We start from the raw sequence: 14,813 nt of genomic DNA on the forward strand, positions 1-14,813 counted from the left end.
TGCGAAGCGGGGGCGAGCAAAGGTGCAGTTTGCGAGGCGAGTCGGGGCCTACGGGCTGGTGCGGGACTCGGGCCGGGTCTTGATGGTTCGGGATGGGGCGGAGGGTGAGTTTCCCGGGTTCTGGCGGTTGCCGGGCGGTGCCGTAGGGCATGCCGAGGACCCGCAGCACGCCGTGGTCCGCCAGGTCGCCGAGCAGGCCGGGCTGACGATCGCTGTGACGCGACTACTCGCGGTGGTCGCCGATGTGGCCACCTTCACGGAGGAGAAGGCCGCGCTGCACACCGACCGGCTGTTGTTCGAGCTCAACATGCCCCAAGGCGCACTGTCCGACGGCGCGGGGCCTGAGGGCGCAGGGCCTGAACGCGCGGGGCTTGAGGGCGCGGGGCTTGAGGGCGCGGGGCCTGAGGGCGCGGGGCCTCAGGGCGCGGGGCCTGAGAACCCCCAGCCCTGGGGCGGGTTGCGGGTCGGCGGGGCTGCTCTGGTTGATCAAGTTGGCTGGCTTTCGCTGGCGGAGGTGGCGCAGTTGCCGCTGACCCCGTTCACCGCCGAGGCGCTCGGCCTGCCGGTCACGCCACTGCCGCCGGCAGCGCACCGTTCGCGGGACCTGTTGCCGCCGCAGCACCCCGACCGCCGGCTGCGCTTCGGGGCGTACGGGTTGGTCACCGATCCCGCCGGGCGGATCCTGCTCACCCAGATCGCGGAGGGCTACCCGGGGGCCGGTCTGTGGCATCTGCCCGGCGGTGGCACCGATCACGGCGAGCAGCCGGCCACCGGGTTGCTGCGGGAGCTGGTCGAGGAGGGTGGGCAGGTGGGCAGGGTCGTGGAGCTTCTGGGCGTCAACAATCTGCACAATCCTGCCGCGCTGGGCCCGGAGGGTCGACCTCTGGACTGGCATGGCGTACGGGTGATCTATCGGGTGCTGGTGGACGTACCCACCGACGCGGTGGTCACCGAGTCCGCCGGGGGGTCGACGGCGCGGGCGGGGTGGTTCACCCGCGACGAGGCGGCTGACCTGCCGTTGAGCGACATCGCTGCCGTGGCAATCGGACAGAGTGGCCGATAGCACCCCGCTCGGTGAGCCGACTTGGTGACCCTCCGGTACAGTCAAAGGCGGGAATGATGGAGGAAACGGGCGATGAAGCCCGGGATGGGAACAAGCGAGCGGTTCGAGCGGTTTAAGCCAGATATAAGTACCGCCGGCAGCTATCGCCAAGCCATGTTCCCCTATGCGATGGTGTACTCCGCAAAACGGCTGCCGGGCCATGCAAGGTCCGGCACGAGACAGCCGGACACCCGCCACTTGGCGGTCAGCAGATCCGGTGATGGAGGAAACGTGCCGAGAGCCCCATGGCGCCGGCGTCGTACTACTGACAGTCCGCGCCCCGCAGGGCGTCGCTGGGCGGGCCGGTTGCGCCGCAGCAGCACGTTCGCCCGCCAGGTGCTTTTGGTCCGGGTCGGCCGCCGCGACGGCGACCTGCACCCGACCGACCTGGCCCCGACCGAGCACCGGTACGCCGATCGGCAGCGCCGTCGCTACGGCCTGGACCGGCTCAGCCGGCCGACACTGGGCGTGGACCCGACACTGGGCCTGGACCGAGCCGACGTCGCCGCGGTCATGCCGGTCAGCCCGGCGATGCCGCCGATGACGCAGACCGACGAGGCCCACTCGATCCCACTGCTCCCCGGCGAGCGCACCATCGCGCGTCGGATGAAGTTCGGCCTGGTCAACGCCTGCACGCTGGCCAGCCTGATGCTCGGCATGCTGGCCATCTTCCTGGCCATGCAGGGCGAGGTGCGGATCGCGGCGCTCTGCCTGATCGCGTGCGTCGGCTTCGACGGTCTGGACGGCGCACTGGCCCGGCGGCTCGGGGTGGCAAGCCCGTTCGGCGCACAGATGGACTCACTGGCCGACATGTGCTCGTTCGGTCTCGCCGCGCCGGTGGTGGTCTACGCCTCGCTCGCCGGCTCCGTCTCCACGGCGGCGGCGGCGGTGGCGTGCGCCCTGGTCGCGGCGTGTGCCGCGATCCGACTGGCCCGCTTCAACGTCTCGCCCAAGGACGGCAGGTTCTTCTGCGGGGTGCCCACCACCATGGCGGCGGCAGTGCTCGCCGTGACGGTGGCGATCGGCCTGCCGGTGCCCGGTGCCGTGCTGGTCGCCGGGGTGGCGCTGCTGGCCTTCGCGATGGTGTCGAGCTTCCCGTACGCAAAGCTCGCCCGCCTGGTGAAGCTGCCGCCGTGGCTCTGGCTGGCGCCGGTGATCGGCGCGCTGGTCGACATCCGGCTCACGTTCGCCCTGATCGTGGTGGGCTACCTGGTCAGCGGGCCGGTTCTCTGGCTGCGGCAACGTCGTACCGCCTGATCTGAGCAGAAAGAACGGGGCGCCGCGGACAGCGGCGCCCCGTTCTTTGCGTTTGTGGGTCAGCGCCAGCGGGCGATGACGGTGGACCCACCGACCACCTTGTCGCCCGGCCCGACCAGCGGGTCCGCGGCATCGGCGGGCAGGTAGACGTCGGTCCGGGAGCCGAACCGGATCAGCCCGAAGCGCTCGCCCTTGGCCAGCAGCGCGCCGATCGGCGCGCGTTGCACGATCCGGCGGGCGATCAGCCCGGTCCGCTGCGCGACCACCACGGTGCCGCGAGCGGTGTCCAGCACGGTGTACGCGGCGACGTTGTGCTCGGCGTCCGGCTTCATCGCGTTGACGAAGCCGCCGTCGGCGACGAAGTAGTCCACCACCTTGCCGGCGACCGGGGTGCGGTTGACGTGCACGTCCAGCACCGACAGGAACACGGCGATCCGCAGCCACTCGCCGTCGCCGAAGCGCTCGTCGTGCAGCCGCTGCACCGACAGGACCTTCCCGTCCGCGCTGGCGACCACGGCGCTCGGGTCCTCCGGCACGTCCCGTTCGGGATCCCGGAAGAACGCGGCGACCGGCCCGGCGGCCAGGGCCGGCAGCAGCCACAGCTTGGACGACGGGCGTGCCACCCGGGCCAGTGCCGCGAGGCCCAGCGCGATGCCCGCCGCCGCCACGCCGTTGGAGTCGATGTGCATGCCCCGGGTCACCGGGACGCTCGACGGCCGGTAGGCGGGGGCCAGGCTGTCGGCCGTGGTCGGGCTGGCCGGGGTGAAGCGCAGTCGGTAGACCCGCACCGGTGGCGAGTTACGCAGCACCAGATCGGCGCCGACGCCGTAGAGGGCGTCCTGTCGGGCCAGCTCGGCGGCGGCACCCTCGGTCCGGCCGGGGGTGGCGACGGTCGCCACGCTCAGCACCGCCCCGTCGGTCAGGTACTTGGTCAACCCCTCGACGCCGCTGCGGGTGGCCTCGGCGGTGCCGGTGAACACCTCAGCGGCGATGACGACCGCGGCGGCTTCGGCTTCGGCCAGCGAGTCGACGACGCTCACCCGGTCGGCGACCCAGCGGCCCTGGGCTGTGACGTGCTCGCGCAGCGCCGCAGCGCCGAACGGCTCGGCGGGCACCACGGTGAGCCGGTCACCGGGGAGCAGCGCATCGACAGCCGCGGCCAGCACCGCGGAGTCCGGGGTCACCCCGACCAGCAGGGCGGCCTTGGGGTCGTTGATCCGGGCCAGCTCGGCGACGAGGGTACGGGCGGCTCGCTCGCCGATGCGGACCGGACCGGACCGGCCGGTGGTACGCACGGCGGGGGACTGGGTCATGTCGGGCGGGCTCCTGACGGGGGTAGAGACGGGAATCGCGGCGGGACCGCCATGGGCGGGACGGGCCGGCCGGCGGAGGCGAGATCTCCACCAGCCAGCATATGCGTCCGTCCGCGCCGGCCGCACCGCCGTGGGGATGCGGTGGACCGACGCGGGCGGGTGCCCGATGTCAGGCTTGCCCGCGCGGACTCTCGCGCTCGTCACCCGGCTGGTCGCCGGTGGCCTCGACCGGTTGGTCGGACCGGGTCGGCTCGTCCCCCTCTGCCGAGGCCGGGCGGGCGAGGTTCCCGACTGTCGGCTCGTCGTTGCCGATGCCGGGTTGGCCGGGAATGGGCTCGGTCGGCGGCTCCGACGGCGGATGTGCCAGCCAGGCCGGGTGGATCACGTCGGTGGCCGGCACGTCCTGCGCCCGTACCTCGGTGGTCGGCGTCTCCAACGTCCGGTCCGAGGCGAGCGTCGGGTCCGAGGAGGGAGTGTCCCAGGTGGACCGTTCGGCTTCCCAGACCGGCAGGGCCGCGCCGGACGTCGACGTGGCGGCGCCGGAGACGGGTACGCCGGAGACGGACGTGCCGGAGACGGGAGCGACAGCCTCGGCGGCACCGGCACCGGCACCGGCACCGGCACCGGCACCGGCAATCGGCTCCGGCTGGTTCGGTCGACCCGAGCGCAGCGCGCCGACCAGCCCGAAGACCCCGATCAGGATGAGTGCACCGGCCAGGAACCAGCCGACCGGCGGCAGCGCGAGCCCGAGCAGTTGGGCGAGCAGCCACCAGGCGGACAGCGCCAGGAACACGAGCCCGAAGGCGAACGACACCAGATCCGTGCGGTGAGCCTTCACCGGGTCACCTCCAGGTTGCCGGCATTGACATGGATGTAGAGGCGCAGGGTCCCGCCGCCGGGCCCGTCCGCGCCGACGTCCGTGGATTCCCGCAGGCGGCCGTCCAGCCCGCCGGAGCGGTTGCCGAAGATGGTGGCGTCACCCGCGTTGACGTCGGCCACCGTGGTGACGTCAACGTTCGGCGGCACGACCACCGTCGCCTGGCCGAAGTTGACTGCCACTGTCACCTGGCTGTCCCGTTTCGCGAAGTCGATCCCGCGCAGGTCGAGCACTGCGTCACCGAAGCTGTTCTCGTACCGGTCCGCCAGGTCGCGGTAGTCGGTGGGCGCCCAGGTCACCGCGCCGTCGACCCCCCGGATCCGGTCGTAGGACTCGGCGACTGTCGCAGTGCCCAGCGCCGCCGCGGTCACCAGACCGAGCGCGATGAGCCAGCGTGCCCGCCCGAACCACGTGCCGACCAGCAGGCCCAGCGCGATAGTGGCCAGAGCGGCAGCGAAGTACGCCGAGGCGCTGATGGCGAAGACGTCCAGCAGGTCGAGCAGGGCGACCAGACCGAGCACCAGGAAGATCAGCGAGAAGGTCACCGCGCCGAGCGGCGACCGCTCCTTGGGGCGCTTCGGCGGCTTCGGTGGCTTTGGCGGAGGAGGCGCGGCCGGTGTCGGCGAAGCGTACGGGCCGTGCGGCGCGAACGGTGGACGGTAACCGGAGGGTGGCGGGGCGGTCGGATAGCCGGTCGGGGCGGTGGGTGTGCTGCTCACCGGTGCCGACGGCCAGCCGGCGCTGGGCATGGCGGTGCTCGGCCAGCCGGGCTGGGCGGCCGTGGTGCCGGCCGGTTGCCCGGACACCGGGCCGACTGCCGACACAGGCTGCGTCGCGCTGGTCGGCGGCACGTCGTACGCCGGGATGGTGGCGGTGGGCGTCGCCCCCGTCGTCGCTGTGGCGTACCCCGGACCGGTGCTGAACATCGGCGGCGTCACCGCTGGGCCGGTCGACGGCGCCGCGCCGTACGACGGTGCGGGCCAGGCCACCGGTGGGACGACCGGACCGGCCGGGTTGCCGGCCGACGCGGCGGGCGGCGGACCACCCGGGGTGCCGGGCCGTGGATTGCGGCCGTCCCGGTTGAGCAGGAGCGCGCCGGCGACCAGGATGGCCGCGCCGAGCAGCACCGCGCGGAAGGCGTCGGTGACGATGTACGCGAAGCTGGCCGCGACCAGGATGCCCAGGACGATCACCGTCACCGGGGACATGCTGGAACGACCACGGCCGAGCATGGACTCGACGGGGGACGCGGTGTCGCCCTCGTTCGGGATGATCAGCCAGGCGGCGACGTACACCAGGATGCCGATGCCCCCGAAGAACCCGAGCACCGCGAGCAGCACCCGCCAGAGCACCGGATCGGTGTTTGTGGCGCGCCCGATCGCCGCGCAGACACCGGCCAGATACCGTCCCTCGCGCGGCCGGACCAGCCCGTACCGCGAGGTGAAGCCGGTGCCGCCCAGCGGTGGTGGCGGCGCGGACGGACCGGGACCACCCGGCCCGTGTGGCGTGCCGCCCGGGCCGTAGCCGGTGCCCGCCGCGAACCCCGGGCCTGGGCCGTAACCCGCCGTGGGTGGCGCGTAGCCGTCGGTCGGCCCGCCGGGCGCGGTGCCGGCGGTCGCGTCGGTGCCAGCGTGCGGACCGAACGTGCTGGGCTCGGTCCATTCGGTGGGCGTGGTGGTGGGCGGGGGCGGTGCTGAACCGCCCGGCTGTGCCGACCCCGGTCGGGGCGGCGGGGCAGCTTCCTCGGTCATGCTTCGATCCTGCTGCCCGGCCCACCCGAACGACCTCAGGACCCGACCCTGACCCCACCCTGAGATCCTGCGGCCGGAATGTCGGGGGCGTCCCCGTGGTCGCGGACGCCGCAGCGTGTGACGATCGAGTCACCGACCTCGACCTGTCCGCCACTGTGACCAGGGAGCCTCCGATCAGCACCGTGACCTCGCCCCCGCGCCTGTACCGCGCCCCGGAGCACCGGATGGCCGCCGGCGTCGCCGCCGGTATCGCCGACCATCTCGGCATCTCGGTGCTGCGGGTGCGCGTCGCGTTCATGGTGCTGCTCGGGCTCAGCGGGCTCGGCCTGCTGCTCTACGCCGCCTTCTGGGCGGTGGTGCCGCTGCGTCCCGGTGACACGGCGGTGCCGCCCCGGCGGGACGTCGCCCAACTCCTGCCGTTCGTGGGGATCGGGCTCGGTGTCCTGTTGATCCAGGTGATGGTCTTCGACTCGGTCGGCGCGGCGGGCACCGCCGGTTGGTTGGTGGCCATCATCGCTGTCGGCGCCGGGGTGATCTGGCATCAGTCCGCGCCCGAGCGGCGGCGACAGTGGGGCGACGCGATGCCGGTGCCCTGGCTCGGCGCGGTCGTCGAGGAGAGCGACCGGCGGGCCTTCGTGCTGCGGTTCATCGGCGGTGGAGTGCTGGTCGCGGTCGGCATCATCGGCGTCGCGGCCGTGTACTCGCCGGCACAGAACTTCGACGCGGTGATCAATGGCGTGATCTTCGCGTTGGTCGGGCTGGCGGGCGTCGGCGTGGTCGCCGCGCCGGTGCTCTGGCGGACGTACAGCCAGCTCCGCTCGGAGCGGGAGGGGCGCATCCGCGAGCAGGAGCGGGCCGAGCTGGCCGCCATGGTGCACGACCAGGTGCTGCACACGTTGGCCCTGATCCAGCGCAACGCCGGTGACGTCAAGACGGTGCAGCGGCTGGCCCGGGGGCAGGAGCGTTCGCTGCGCAACTGGCTCTACAAGCCGACCGCTTCGCCGAGTGAGCGCTTCGCCGCCGCGCTGGAGCAGGCCGCGGCTGAGGTCGAGGACACCTTCGCGATCAGCGTGGAGACGGTCGTGGTGGGGGACCGGGAGACCGACGAGAAGGTCGGGGCGCTGGTCGCGGCCGCCCGGGAGGCGTTGGTGAACGCGGCCCGGCACGCCGGTGTGCAGACCGTGTCGCTCTACGCCGAGGTGGAGCCGGATCAGGTCAGTGTCTTCGTCCGGGACCGGGGGAAGGGCTTCGATCCGGATACCGTGGAGGACCACCGGCACGGCGTACGCGGCTCGATCATCGGGCGGATGAAGCGGCACGGCGGACGGGCCGAAATACGGTCCGGCCCGGGGGAGGGGACCGAGGTCCGGTTGATCCTGCCGATCTCCCGGGACTCGTCCGCAGCGGAGAGGAACAGATGACCATGGCCGAGCAGCCGACCGAGCACCTCGACCCGGCGGAGGCCCGCCCCGAGCGGCTGCGGGTGTTCCTGGTGGATGACCACGCCATGTTCCGAGCCGGGGTGCGTGCGGAGTTGGGCGCCCACGTCGAGGTGGTGGGCGAGGCGAGCACGGTGGCCGAGGCGGTCACCCGGATCGCCGTCGTCGGCCCGGACGTGGTGCTGCTCGACGTGCACATGCCCGACGGCGGCGGTCGCGCGGTGCTGGAGGCGATGCGGCGTACGCACCCGCAGGTCAAGTTCCTCGCGTTGAGCGTCTCCGACGCGGCGGAGGACGTGATCGGGCTGATCCGTGCCGGTGCCCGCGGGTACGTCACCAAGACCATCTCCCCGGACGAGTTGGCTGCGGCGATCCGTCGCGTGGCCGACGGGGACGCGGTGTTCAGCCCACGGCTGGCCGGGTTCGTGCTGGACGCCTTCGCGGCCCGACCGGACGCGCCGGTGGCCGACCCGGAGCTGGATCAGCTCACCAACCGTGAGCGTGAGGTGCTGCGGCTGCTGGCCCGGGGGTACGCGTACAAGGAGATCGCCAAGGAGCTCTTCATCTCCATCAAGACTGTGGAGACGCACGTGTCGAACGTGCTGCGCAAGCTTCAGATGTCCAACCGCTACGAGCTCTCCCGTTGGGCGGCGGATCGCCGTCTCGTGTGACGGCTCGTCGCACCGGCGAGGATCAGAGAAACGTCCGGCGCGCCCTCGTACACCCAGCCGATGATCGTGTCCGGGTAGCCGTAGGGGCCCTCATCCGGACGGGTCGAAACGTGAGTGGAGACGGACGTCCCAGCGGGCTCGGGTGACCTCGGCGCTCGCGCAGGGGCCGAGGCCCACTGTTCGGGTGGCGCAACGTATTTCCTGCTCAGTGCCGCCCGCGTCGGGCGTTTTATGATCATTTTTCAAGTATCGGCAACGTGGCGGGCAACTAACGGCTTGATAACGGCACCTTCACGGAAGAGGCCAGTGGGTGTCACAGTGGCAGCACCTCACCATCGGTGTGTGGCACTCCGTACGCCCCACGACCACGATTTCGCCGATCTCGGCGGCCCGTGGCTGTGTCGGTTGCGTCGTGTCAGGCCTCGTTGGTGGGGGAGCCCGGCGGATCGGAACATCAGGGGTGTCCCCAACTTCCCTGTGGTCCCGGCGACCCGCGCCCCGGGGTGGTCGGGCGGTGTCACCCCCAAACGTGCGTGAAACCCACGACGGAACCTGGTTAGAAAGAGGAGGCCCCTCGGAATGAGAGTCTCGAAGCGGGCGACGAGCGCTATCGCGCTCAGCGCGGCTGCCGCGCTTGTCGCGAGCGGTTGCTCGAGCGGCGGCGACGGCGACACTGCCGCCAGCGCGGACGGCTCGATCGTTGTTCACGGCGTCCAGCCGGAGAACCCGCTGGTCCCGTCGAACACCACGGAGACCGGTGGCGGCAAGATCATCGACTGGATGTGGACCGGCCTGGTCGAGTACCCGAACGACGGTGGGGCCCCGCGTAACGCGCTGGCGGAGTCCATCAACACCACGGACTCCAAGGTCTTCACGATCAAGATCAAGGCCGGTACCAAGTTCCACGACGGTACCGAGGTCAAGGCGAAGAACTTCGTCGACGCCTGGAACTGGGCCGCCTACTCGCCGAACGGCGCGCAGAACGGCACCTTCTTCGCGGACATCGCGGGCTTCGACCAGACCTACACCACGGACCCGGATGGCGCGGACGGCCCGAAGAAGGCCCCGACGCCGACGACCGACAAGCTGTCCGGCCTGAAGGTCATCGACGACCAGACCTTCGAGGTCACCCTGTCGGCGCCGACCGCGGTCTTCCCGACCAAGCTCGGCTACAGCGCCTTCATGCCGCTGCCGGACGTCTTCTTCACCATGAAGCCGGAAGAGTTCGGCAAGACGAAGCCGATCGGCAACGGCCCGGTGAAGTTCGTGTCCTGGGAGGACAACTCCCTCATCAAGCTGACGCGCTTCGACGACTACAACCTTCGCGACAAGATGAAGGTCAAGGACGTCGACGTCAAGCTGTACCAGGACGACAACGCCGCCTACGCCGATCTGCTGGCCAACAACCTCGACTTCATGGAGGTTGTCCCCACCTCGGCGCTCGCCGGTGACAAGTGGAAGACCGACCTCGGTGACCGGGGCCGCTCGACCGTCACGCCGTCGACCGCGTTCATCGCGTTCCCGGTCTACGACAAGCGCTTCGCGAACCCGAAGCTGCGTCGTGCGGTGTCGCTGGCCGTCAACCGGCAGGAGATCTCGGACAAGATCTTCTTCGGTACCCGCAAGCCGGCCGACAGCTGGGCGAACCCGCTGACCCCGGGCGCCAAGCCGGGCAACTGCACCGCCTGCAAGTTCGACCCGGAGACGGCCAAGACGCTGCTCGCCGAGGCCGGTGGCTTCAGTGGTGAGATGGTCTTCTACTACAACGCGGACTCCGCCCACAAGGACTGGATGGACGCCGTCGCGCAGCAGGTCAAGACCAACCTCAACATCAATGCGCGCGCCGAGGGTGTGCCGACCTTCGCGGTGTTCCGCCAGAACATCAACGCCCACAAGATGACCGGCCCGTACCGTGCTGCCTGGCAGCAGGACTACCCGGACGTCGAGAACTGGGTCAACCCGCTCTTCGTCACCAACGGCTCCTCGAACGACGGCCTCTACAGCAACACCGAGGTCGACGCCCTTGCCAAGCAGGCCAGCGGCGCGCCGAGCCTGGAGGCCTCGCACGAGGCGTTCGCCAAGGCGGTCGAGAAGGTCGACCAGGACGTCCCGAGCATCCCGGTCTACTTCTACGGTCAGCAGTCCGGCCACTCGGAGAAGATCAAGAAGCTCGAGCTGAACAACGTCGGCGAGATCGACATCACCTCGGTCGAGCTCTGATCCGAACGGTCTGACCCCGGGTCGGGCTCGCCACATCCGGTGAGCCCGACCCGGGGCCGTTCCGCGATTGGGTGTTACAACACTCCACTCGCACGTTGTCACCACCGTGTCGGCCGTCCGACGCGCCCCCTGTCTGGAGGACCACCCCATGGGCCGTTATCTGTTGAGACGGCTGCTCCAACTCGTGCCGGTCTTCATCGGTACGACGTTCCTGATCTACTGGCTCGTCTGGGCCGTTCCGGGCGATCCGTTCGCCGGCAAGTGCGGTGAGCGTCGCTGCCCGGACCAGTACATCGCCTTCATGACCGAGAAGTACCACCTCGACCAGAACGTCTTCGTGCAGTACGCCAACTACATGAAGAACCTGCTCCAGGGCGACTTCGGTCAGACGTTCTCGCAGCGCGAGATCAGCGACATCATCCTGACTTCGTACCCGAACACCCTGAAGCTGGCCCTCGTGGCTCTCGCCATCGAGGCGATCATCGGCCTCGGCGCCGGCGTCCTCAGTGGTCTGCGGCGTAACGGCTTCCTGGACAACCTGGTCCTGGTCTCCACCCTGTTCCTGATCGCGCTGCCGGTCTTCGTGGTCGGCTTCGTGCTGCAGTGGCTGCTGGGTGTGCAGTGGGGCATCATCAAGCCGACCGTCTCCTCCGAGATGCGGTGGTCCGAGTTGATCGTTCCGGGCTTCGTGCTGGGCAGCGCGTCGGTGGCGTACATCGCCCGGGTGGCACGAACGAGCATCGCCGAGAACCGTCGCGCCGACTACGTGCGGACCGCCATCGCCAAGGGCCTGCCGATGCGCCGGGTGGTCGGCGTGCACCTGCTGCGCAACTCGCTCATCCCGGTGGTGACCCTGCTCGGCACCGACCTCGGTGCCCTGATGGGTGGCGCGATCGTCACCGAGGGAATCTTCGGCATCAACGGAATCGGCCGTCAGGTCTTCCGGGCGATCATCACCAAGGAAAGCGCCACGGTGGTAGGAATCGTGGTCGTCCTGGTGCTGGTCTATCTCGTGATGAACCTGCTGGTTGACCTGCTCTACGCCGCCCTGGACCCGAGGATCCGTTATGAGTGACCCGAGTACCGCATCGATCGTCAGCACCCCTGGCGCACACCCCACCGACTCCGCCGCTCCCGCCACCGCGGGCCAGCCGCAGAGCAACGAGAAGCCGCGCGGCCTGCTCGGCGACGCCTGGCGGGATCTGCGGCGCAAGCCGCTGTTCTGGATCTCGGCCACGCTGATCGTGATCTTCCTGTTGATGGCGGCCTTCCCGGCGCTGTTCGCCCCGGGCGACGCGGTCAACGGCTCGCTGTCCCGCAGCCTCGACAAGCCGTCCGCCAATGGCTGGTTCGGCTACGACGTGCAGGGCCGCGACGTCTACGCCCGGGTCATCTACGGCGCACGGGCCTCCATCGTGGTCGCCGTGCTCTCCGTGATGGGCACCCTGCTCATCGGCGGCACCATGGGCATCATCTCCGGTTACCGCGGTGGCTGGGTGGACGCGCTGCTCAGCCGGATCGCCGACGTCTTCTTCGGCCTGCCGTTCGTGCTCGGCGCGATCGTCATCCTGACCACCTTCAACGGGTCGGGCGCCGGCAACAGCAAGGCCCAGATCATGGGCCTGGTGATCGCGTCGCTGATCGTGCTGAGCTGGCCGGTCGTGATGCGGCTGATGCGCTCCTCGGTGCTCGCCACCAAGGAGGCCGACTACATCGTGGCGGCCCGCGCGCTGGGTGCCGGCACCGGCCGGATCATCCTCAAGCACCTGCTGCCGAACTGCCTGGCCCCGCTGCTGGTCTACGGCACGATCATGGTCGGCTCGTTCATCGGCGCCGAGGCCACCCTGTCGTTCCTGGGCGTCGGTCTGAAGTCGCCGGTGGTGTCCTGGGGCATCATGATCAGTGATGGGCAGCAGTTCGTCCGGGTCGCGCCGGGGCTGGTGTTCTTCCCCGCCGCGTTCCTCGTCACCGCAGTGCTGAGCTTCGTGATGCTCGGTGAGTCGGTCCGCGAGGCCCTCGATCCGAAACTCCGCTAGGGGAGATCCAGTTGTCCGACATTCTCGTGTCCGAGCAGTCAGCGCCGGGACCCGGCGGGTCCGGGCGTCCCTCCGGCCGCCTGCTCGAGGTCGACGACCTGCGGGTGGAGTTCCGCACCCGGGACGGCGTCGCAAAGGTCATCAACGGGGTCACGTACCACGTCGACGCGGGGGAGACCCTCGCCGTGCTCGGCGAGTCCGGCTCCGGTAAGAGCGTCACCGCGCAGACCATCATGGGCATCCTCGACACGCCGCCCGGCTTCGTCACCGGTGGGCAGGTCCGCTTCCACGGCAAGGACATGCTCCGCATGTCCGACGAGGAGCGGCGCCGCATCCGCGGCGAGGGCATCGCGATGATCTTCCAGGACGCGCTCTCCGCGCTGAACCCCGTCTTCACCGTCGGGTTCCAGATCGCCGAGCAGTTCCGGGTCCGGCGGGGCATGGGCCGCGCGGAGGCCAAGAAGCGCGCGATCGACATGCTCGACCAGGTCAAGATCCCGAACGCCAAGGGCCGGTTCAACAACTACCCGCACCAGTTCTCCGGCGGTATGCGGCAGCGCGCGATGATCGCGATGTCGCTGGCGCTCGACCCCGAGGTGCTGATCGCTGACGAGCCGACCACCGCGCTCGACGTGACTGTGCAGGCCCAGATCATGGATCTGCTGGCCGAGCTTCAGCGCGAGCGGCAGATGGGCATGATCCTGATCACCCACGACCTCGGCGTGGTCGCCGACGTCGCGGACCGGATCGCTGTCATGTACGCGGGCCGGATCGTCGAGGAAGCCGACGTGTACGAGCTGTACGCCAAGCCGGCGCACCCGTACACGCTGGGTCTGATCGACTCCATCCCGCGCCTCGACGAGAAGGGGCAGCAGCTCCGGACGATCAAGGGCCTCCCGCCGAACCTGATGAACATCCCGCCGGGCTGCCCGTTCAACCCGCGGTGCCCGATGGCTCAGCCGGTGTGCCGGGAGAAGGTCCCGCCGCTGCTGCAGGTCGGCCCCGCCCGGGCCAGCGCCTGCCACTTCGCCGAGGAGCTGGTGAACCGTGTCTGAGAACATCCTCGAGGTCAATGACCTGGTCAAGCACTACCCCGTCACGCAGGGTGTGGTGTTCAAGAAGACCGTCGGTCAGGTCAAGGCGGTCGACGGGGTCTCGTTCGGGCTGCGCGCCGGTGAGACGCTCGGTGTGGTCGGCGAGTCCGGCTGCGGCAAGTCGACGCTCGCCCGGGTGCTGATGAACCTGGAGAAGCCGACCGCCGGCAACGTGGTCTACAAGGGCCAGGACATCTCCAAGCTGTCCGGTGGGGCGCTGCGGCGTCTGCGCCGGCAGATCCAGCTGGTCATGCAGGACCCGTACACCTCGCTGAACCCGCGGATGACCGTCGGCGACCTGCTCGGTGAGCCGTTCGAGATCCACCCGGAGGTGGCGCCGAAGGGCAGCCGCCGGGCGAAGGTCCGCGAGCTGCTCGACCTGGTCGGGCTCAACCCGGAGCACATCAACAGGTACCCGCACCAGTTCTCCGGCGGTCAGCGTCAGCGCATCGGCATCGCCCGCGCGCTCGCGCTGCGGCCCGAGATCATCGTCTGCGACGAGCCGGTGTCGGCGCTGGACGTCTCCATCCAGGCCCAGGTCATGAACCTGCTGGAGCAGTTGCAGGGCGAGTTCGGCCTGTCGTACGTCTTCATCGCGCACGACCTGTCGGTGGTCCGCCACCTCTCGGACCGGGTCGCGGTGATGTACCTCGGCAAGATCGTCGAGATCGGCACCGAGGACGAGATCTACGAGCGGCCGACCCACCCGTACACCCAGGCGCTGCTCTCCGCAGTGCCGGTGCCGGACCCGACCCAGCGGAACAACAAGACGATCATCCGGCTCACGGGGGACGTGCCGTCGCCGGTCAGCCCGCCCTCGGGCTGCCGGTTCCGGACCCGCTGCTGGAAGGCGCAGGACGTCTGCGCCGAGCAGGTCCCGCTGCTGGAGATCCGACGGGGCTCGGACCACCCGAGCGCCTGCCACTTCGCGGAGAAGCGCGAGATCGTCGCCAGCCACGAGGTGTGAGTCACCGAAACCGCCTGCCGCCGTCACCACGACGACGGCAGGCGGTTTCGTCTGTCAGCGACCCGGATCGGCCGCGCGACCGCCTG

12 protein-coding genes are annotated in these 14,813 nt (G+C 70.2%); 9 read left to right on the forward strand and 3 right to left on the reverse strand.

Going from position 1 to position 14,813, the window contains the following annotated elements; translation table 11 throughout:
* Positions 1 to 22 precede the first annotated feature (22 nt).
* On the forward strand, positions 23 to 1,063 hold the full coding sequence (locus tag AB0B98_RS30765; RefSeq protein WP_357367140.1) for an NUDIX domain-containing protein: 1,041 nt from the start codon (positions 23 to 25) through the stop codon (positions 1,061 to 1,063).
* Positions 1,064 to 1,408: 345 nt separating this feature from the next.
* Positions 1,409 to 2,359 carry a CDP-alcohol phosphatidyltransferase family protein gene (locus AB0B98_RS30770; RefSeq protein WP_357367142.1) on the forward strand — a complete coding sequence of 317 codons (951 nt, stop codon included), beginning with the start codon at positions 1,409 to 1,411 and terminating at the stop codon, positions 2,357 to 2,359.
* Between the two features lie 59 nt (positions 2,360 to 2,418).
* Here AB0B98_RS30770 and AB0B98_RS30775 read toward each other — a convergent pair whose 3' ends face one another.
* The 3 genes from AB0B98_RS30775 to AB0B98_RS30785 all read right to left on the reverse strand — a co-directional run bounded on the left by AB0B98_RS30775 (position 2,419) and on the right by AB0B98_RS30785 (position 6,300).
* Positions 2,419 to 3,672, reverse strand: a complete 1,254-nt coding sequence (locus tag AB0B98_RS30775) for a phosphatidylserine decarboxylase (RefSeq protein ID WP_357367144.1) — start codon at positions 3,670 to 3,672, stop codon at positions 2,419 to 2,421.
* 169 nt (positions 3,673 to 3,841) lie between these two features.
* Positions 3,842 to 4,510 carry a hypothetical protein gene (locus AB0B98_RS30780; protein WP_357367164.1) on the reverse strand — a complete coding sequence of 223 codons (669 nt, stop codon included), beginning with the start codon at positions 4,508 to 4,510 and terminating at the stop codon, positions 3,842 to 3,844.
* Positions 4,507 to 6,300, reverse strand: coding sequence for a PspC domain-containing protein (locus AB0B98_RS30785; protein WP_357367146.1), 1,794 nt, complete (start codon positions 6,298 to 6,300; stop codon positions 4,507 to 4,509). The genes AB0B98_RS30780 and AB0B98_RS30785 overlap by 4 nt, the downstream gene beginning before the upstream one ends.
* A 155-nt stretch (positions 6,301 to 6,455) precedes the next feature.
* Between AB0B98_RS30785 and AB0B98_RS30790 the strand changes: the two genes are divergently transcribed.
* From AB0B98_RS30790 to AB0B98_RS30820, 7 genes are all read left to right on the forward strand, one after another.
* Entirely contained in the window at positions 6,456 to 7,721 is a 1,266-nt protein-coding gene (locus AB0B98_RS30790) for an ATP-binding protein (RefSeq protein WP_112622580.1), read from the forward strand.
* A gap of 2 nt (positions 7,722 to 7,723) precedes the next feature.
* Complete coding sequence (locus AB0B98_RS30795; protein ID WP_238668355.1) at positions 7,724 to 8,410, forward strand: response regulator transcription factor; 687 nt, start codon at positions 7,724 to 7,726, stop codon at positions 8,408 to 8,410.
* A gap of 579 nt (positions 8,411 to 8,989) precedes the next feature.
* Positions 8,990 to 10,630, forward strand: coding sequence for an ABC transporter substrate-binding protein (locus tag AB0B98_RS30800; RefSeq protein ID WP_238668339.1), 1,641 nt, complete (start codon positions 8,990 to 8,992; stop codon positions 10,628 to 10,630).
* 148 nt (positions 10,631 to 10,778) lie between these two features.
* Entirely contained in the window at positions 10,779 to 11,705 is a 927-nt protein-coding gene (locus AB0B98_RS30805; RefSeq protein WP_091406376.1) for an ABC transporter permease, read from the forward strand.
* Entirely contained in the window at positions 11,698 to 12,666 is a 969-nt protein-coding gene (locus tag AB0B98_RS30810; protein ID WP_238668338.1) for an ABC transporter permease, read from the forward strand. The genes AB0B98_RS30805 and AB0B98_RS30810 overlap by 8 nt, the downstream gene beginning before the upstream one ends.
* Before the next feature lie 26 nt (positions 12,667 to 12,692).
* The gene (locus AB0B98_RS30815; RefSeq protein WP_091406372.1) at positions 12,693 to 13,721 is read left to right on the forward strand and encodes an ABC transporter ATP-binding protein; all 1,029 of its coding nucleotides are present in this window, start codon (positions 12,693 to 12,695) and stop codon (positions 13,719 to 13,721) included.
* Complete coding sequence (locus AB0B98_RS30820) at positions 13,714 to 14,727, forward strand: dipeptide ABC transporter ATP-binding protein (protein WP_357367149.1); 1,014 nt, start codon at positions 13,714 to 13,716, stop codon at positions 14,725 to 14,727. The genes AB0B98_RS30815 and AB0B98_RS30820 overlap by 8 nt, the downstream gene beginning before the upstream one ends.
* Positions 14,728 to 14,813 lie beyond the last annotated feature (86 nt).

It is taken from the genome of Micromonospora sp. NPDC048947, assembly GCF_040649495.1.
GTDB lineage: Bacteria > Actinomycetota > Actinomycetes > Mycobacteriales > Micromonosporaceae > Micromonospora > Micromonospora alfalfae.

Bases quoted from the DNA above. Each gene is read 5' to 3' on its own strand.
- AB0B98_RS30775 (WP_357367144.1), bottom strand. From the start codon at position 3,672: ATGACCCAGTCCCCCGCCGTGCGTACCACCGGCCGGTCCGGTCCGGTC.
- AB0B98_RS30785 (WP_357367146.1), bottom strand. From the start codon at position 6,300: ATGACCGAGGAAGCTGCCCCGCCGCCCCGACCGGGGTCGGCACAGCCG.
- AB0B98_RS30795 (WP_238668355.1), top strand. From the start codon at position 7,724: ATGGCCGAGCAGCCGACCGAGCACCTCGACCCGGCGGAGGCCCGCCCC.
- AB0B98_RS30800 (WP_238668339.1), top strand. From the start codon at position 8,990: ATGAGAGTCTCGAAGCGGGCGACGAGCGCTATCGCGCTCAGCGCGGCT.
- AB0B98_RS30805 (WP_091406376.1), top strand. From the start codon at position 10,779: ATGGGCCGTTATCTGTTGAGACGGCTGCTCCAACTCGTGCCGGTCTTC.
- AB0B98_RS30810 (WP_238668338.1), top strand. From the start codon at position 11,698: ATGAGTGACCCGAGTACCGCATCGATCGTCAGCACCCCTGGCGCACAC.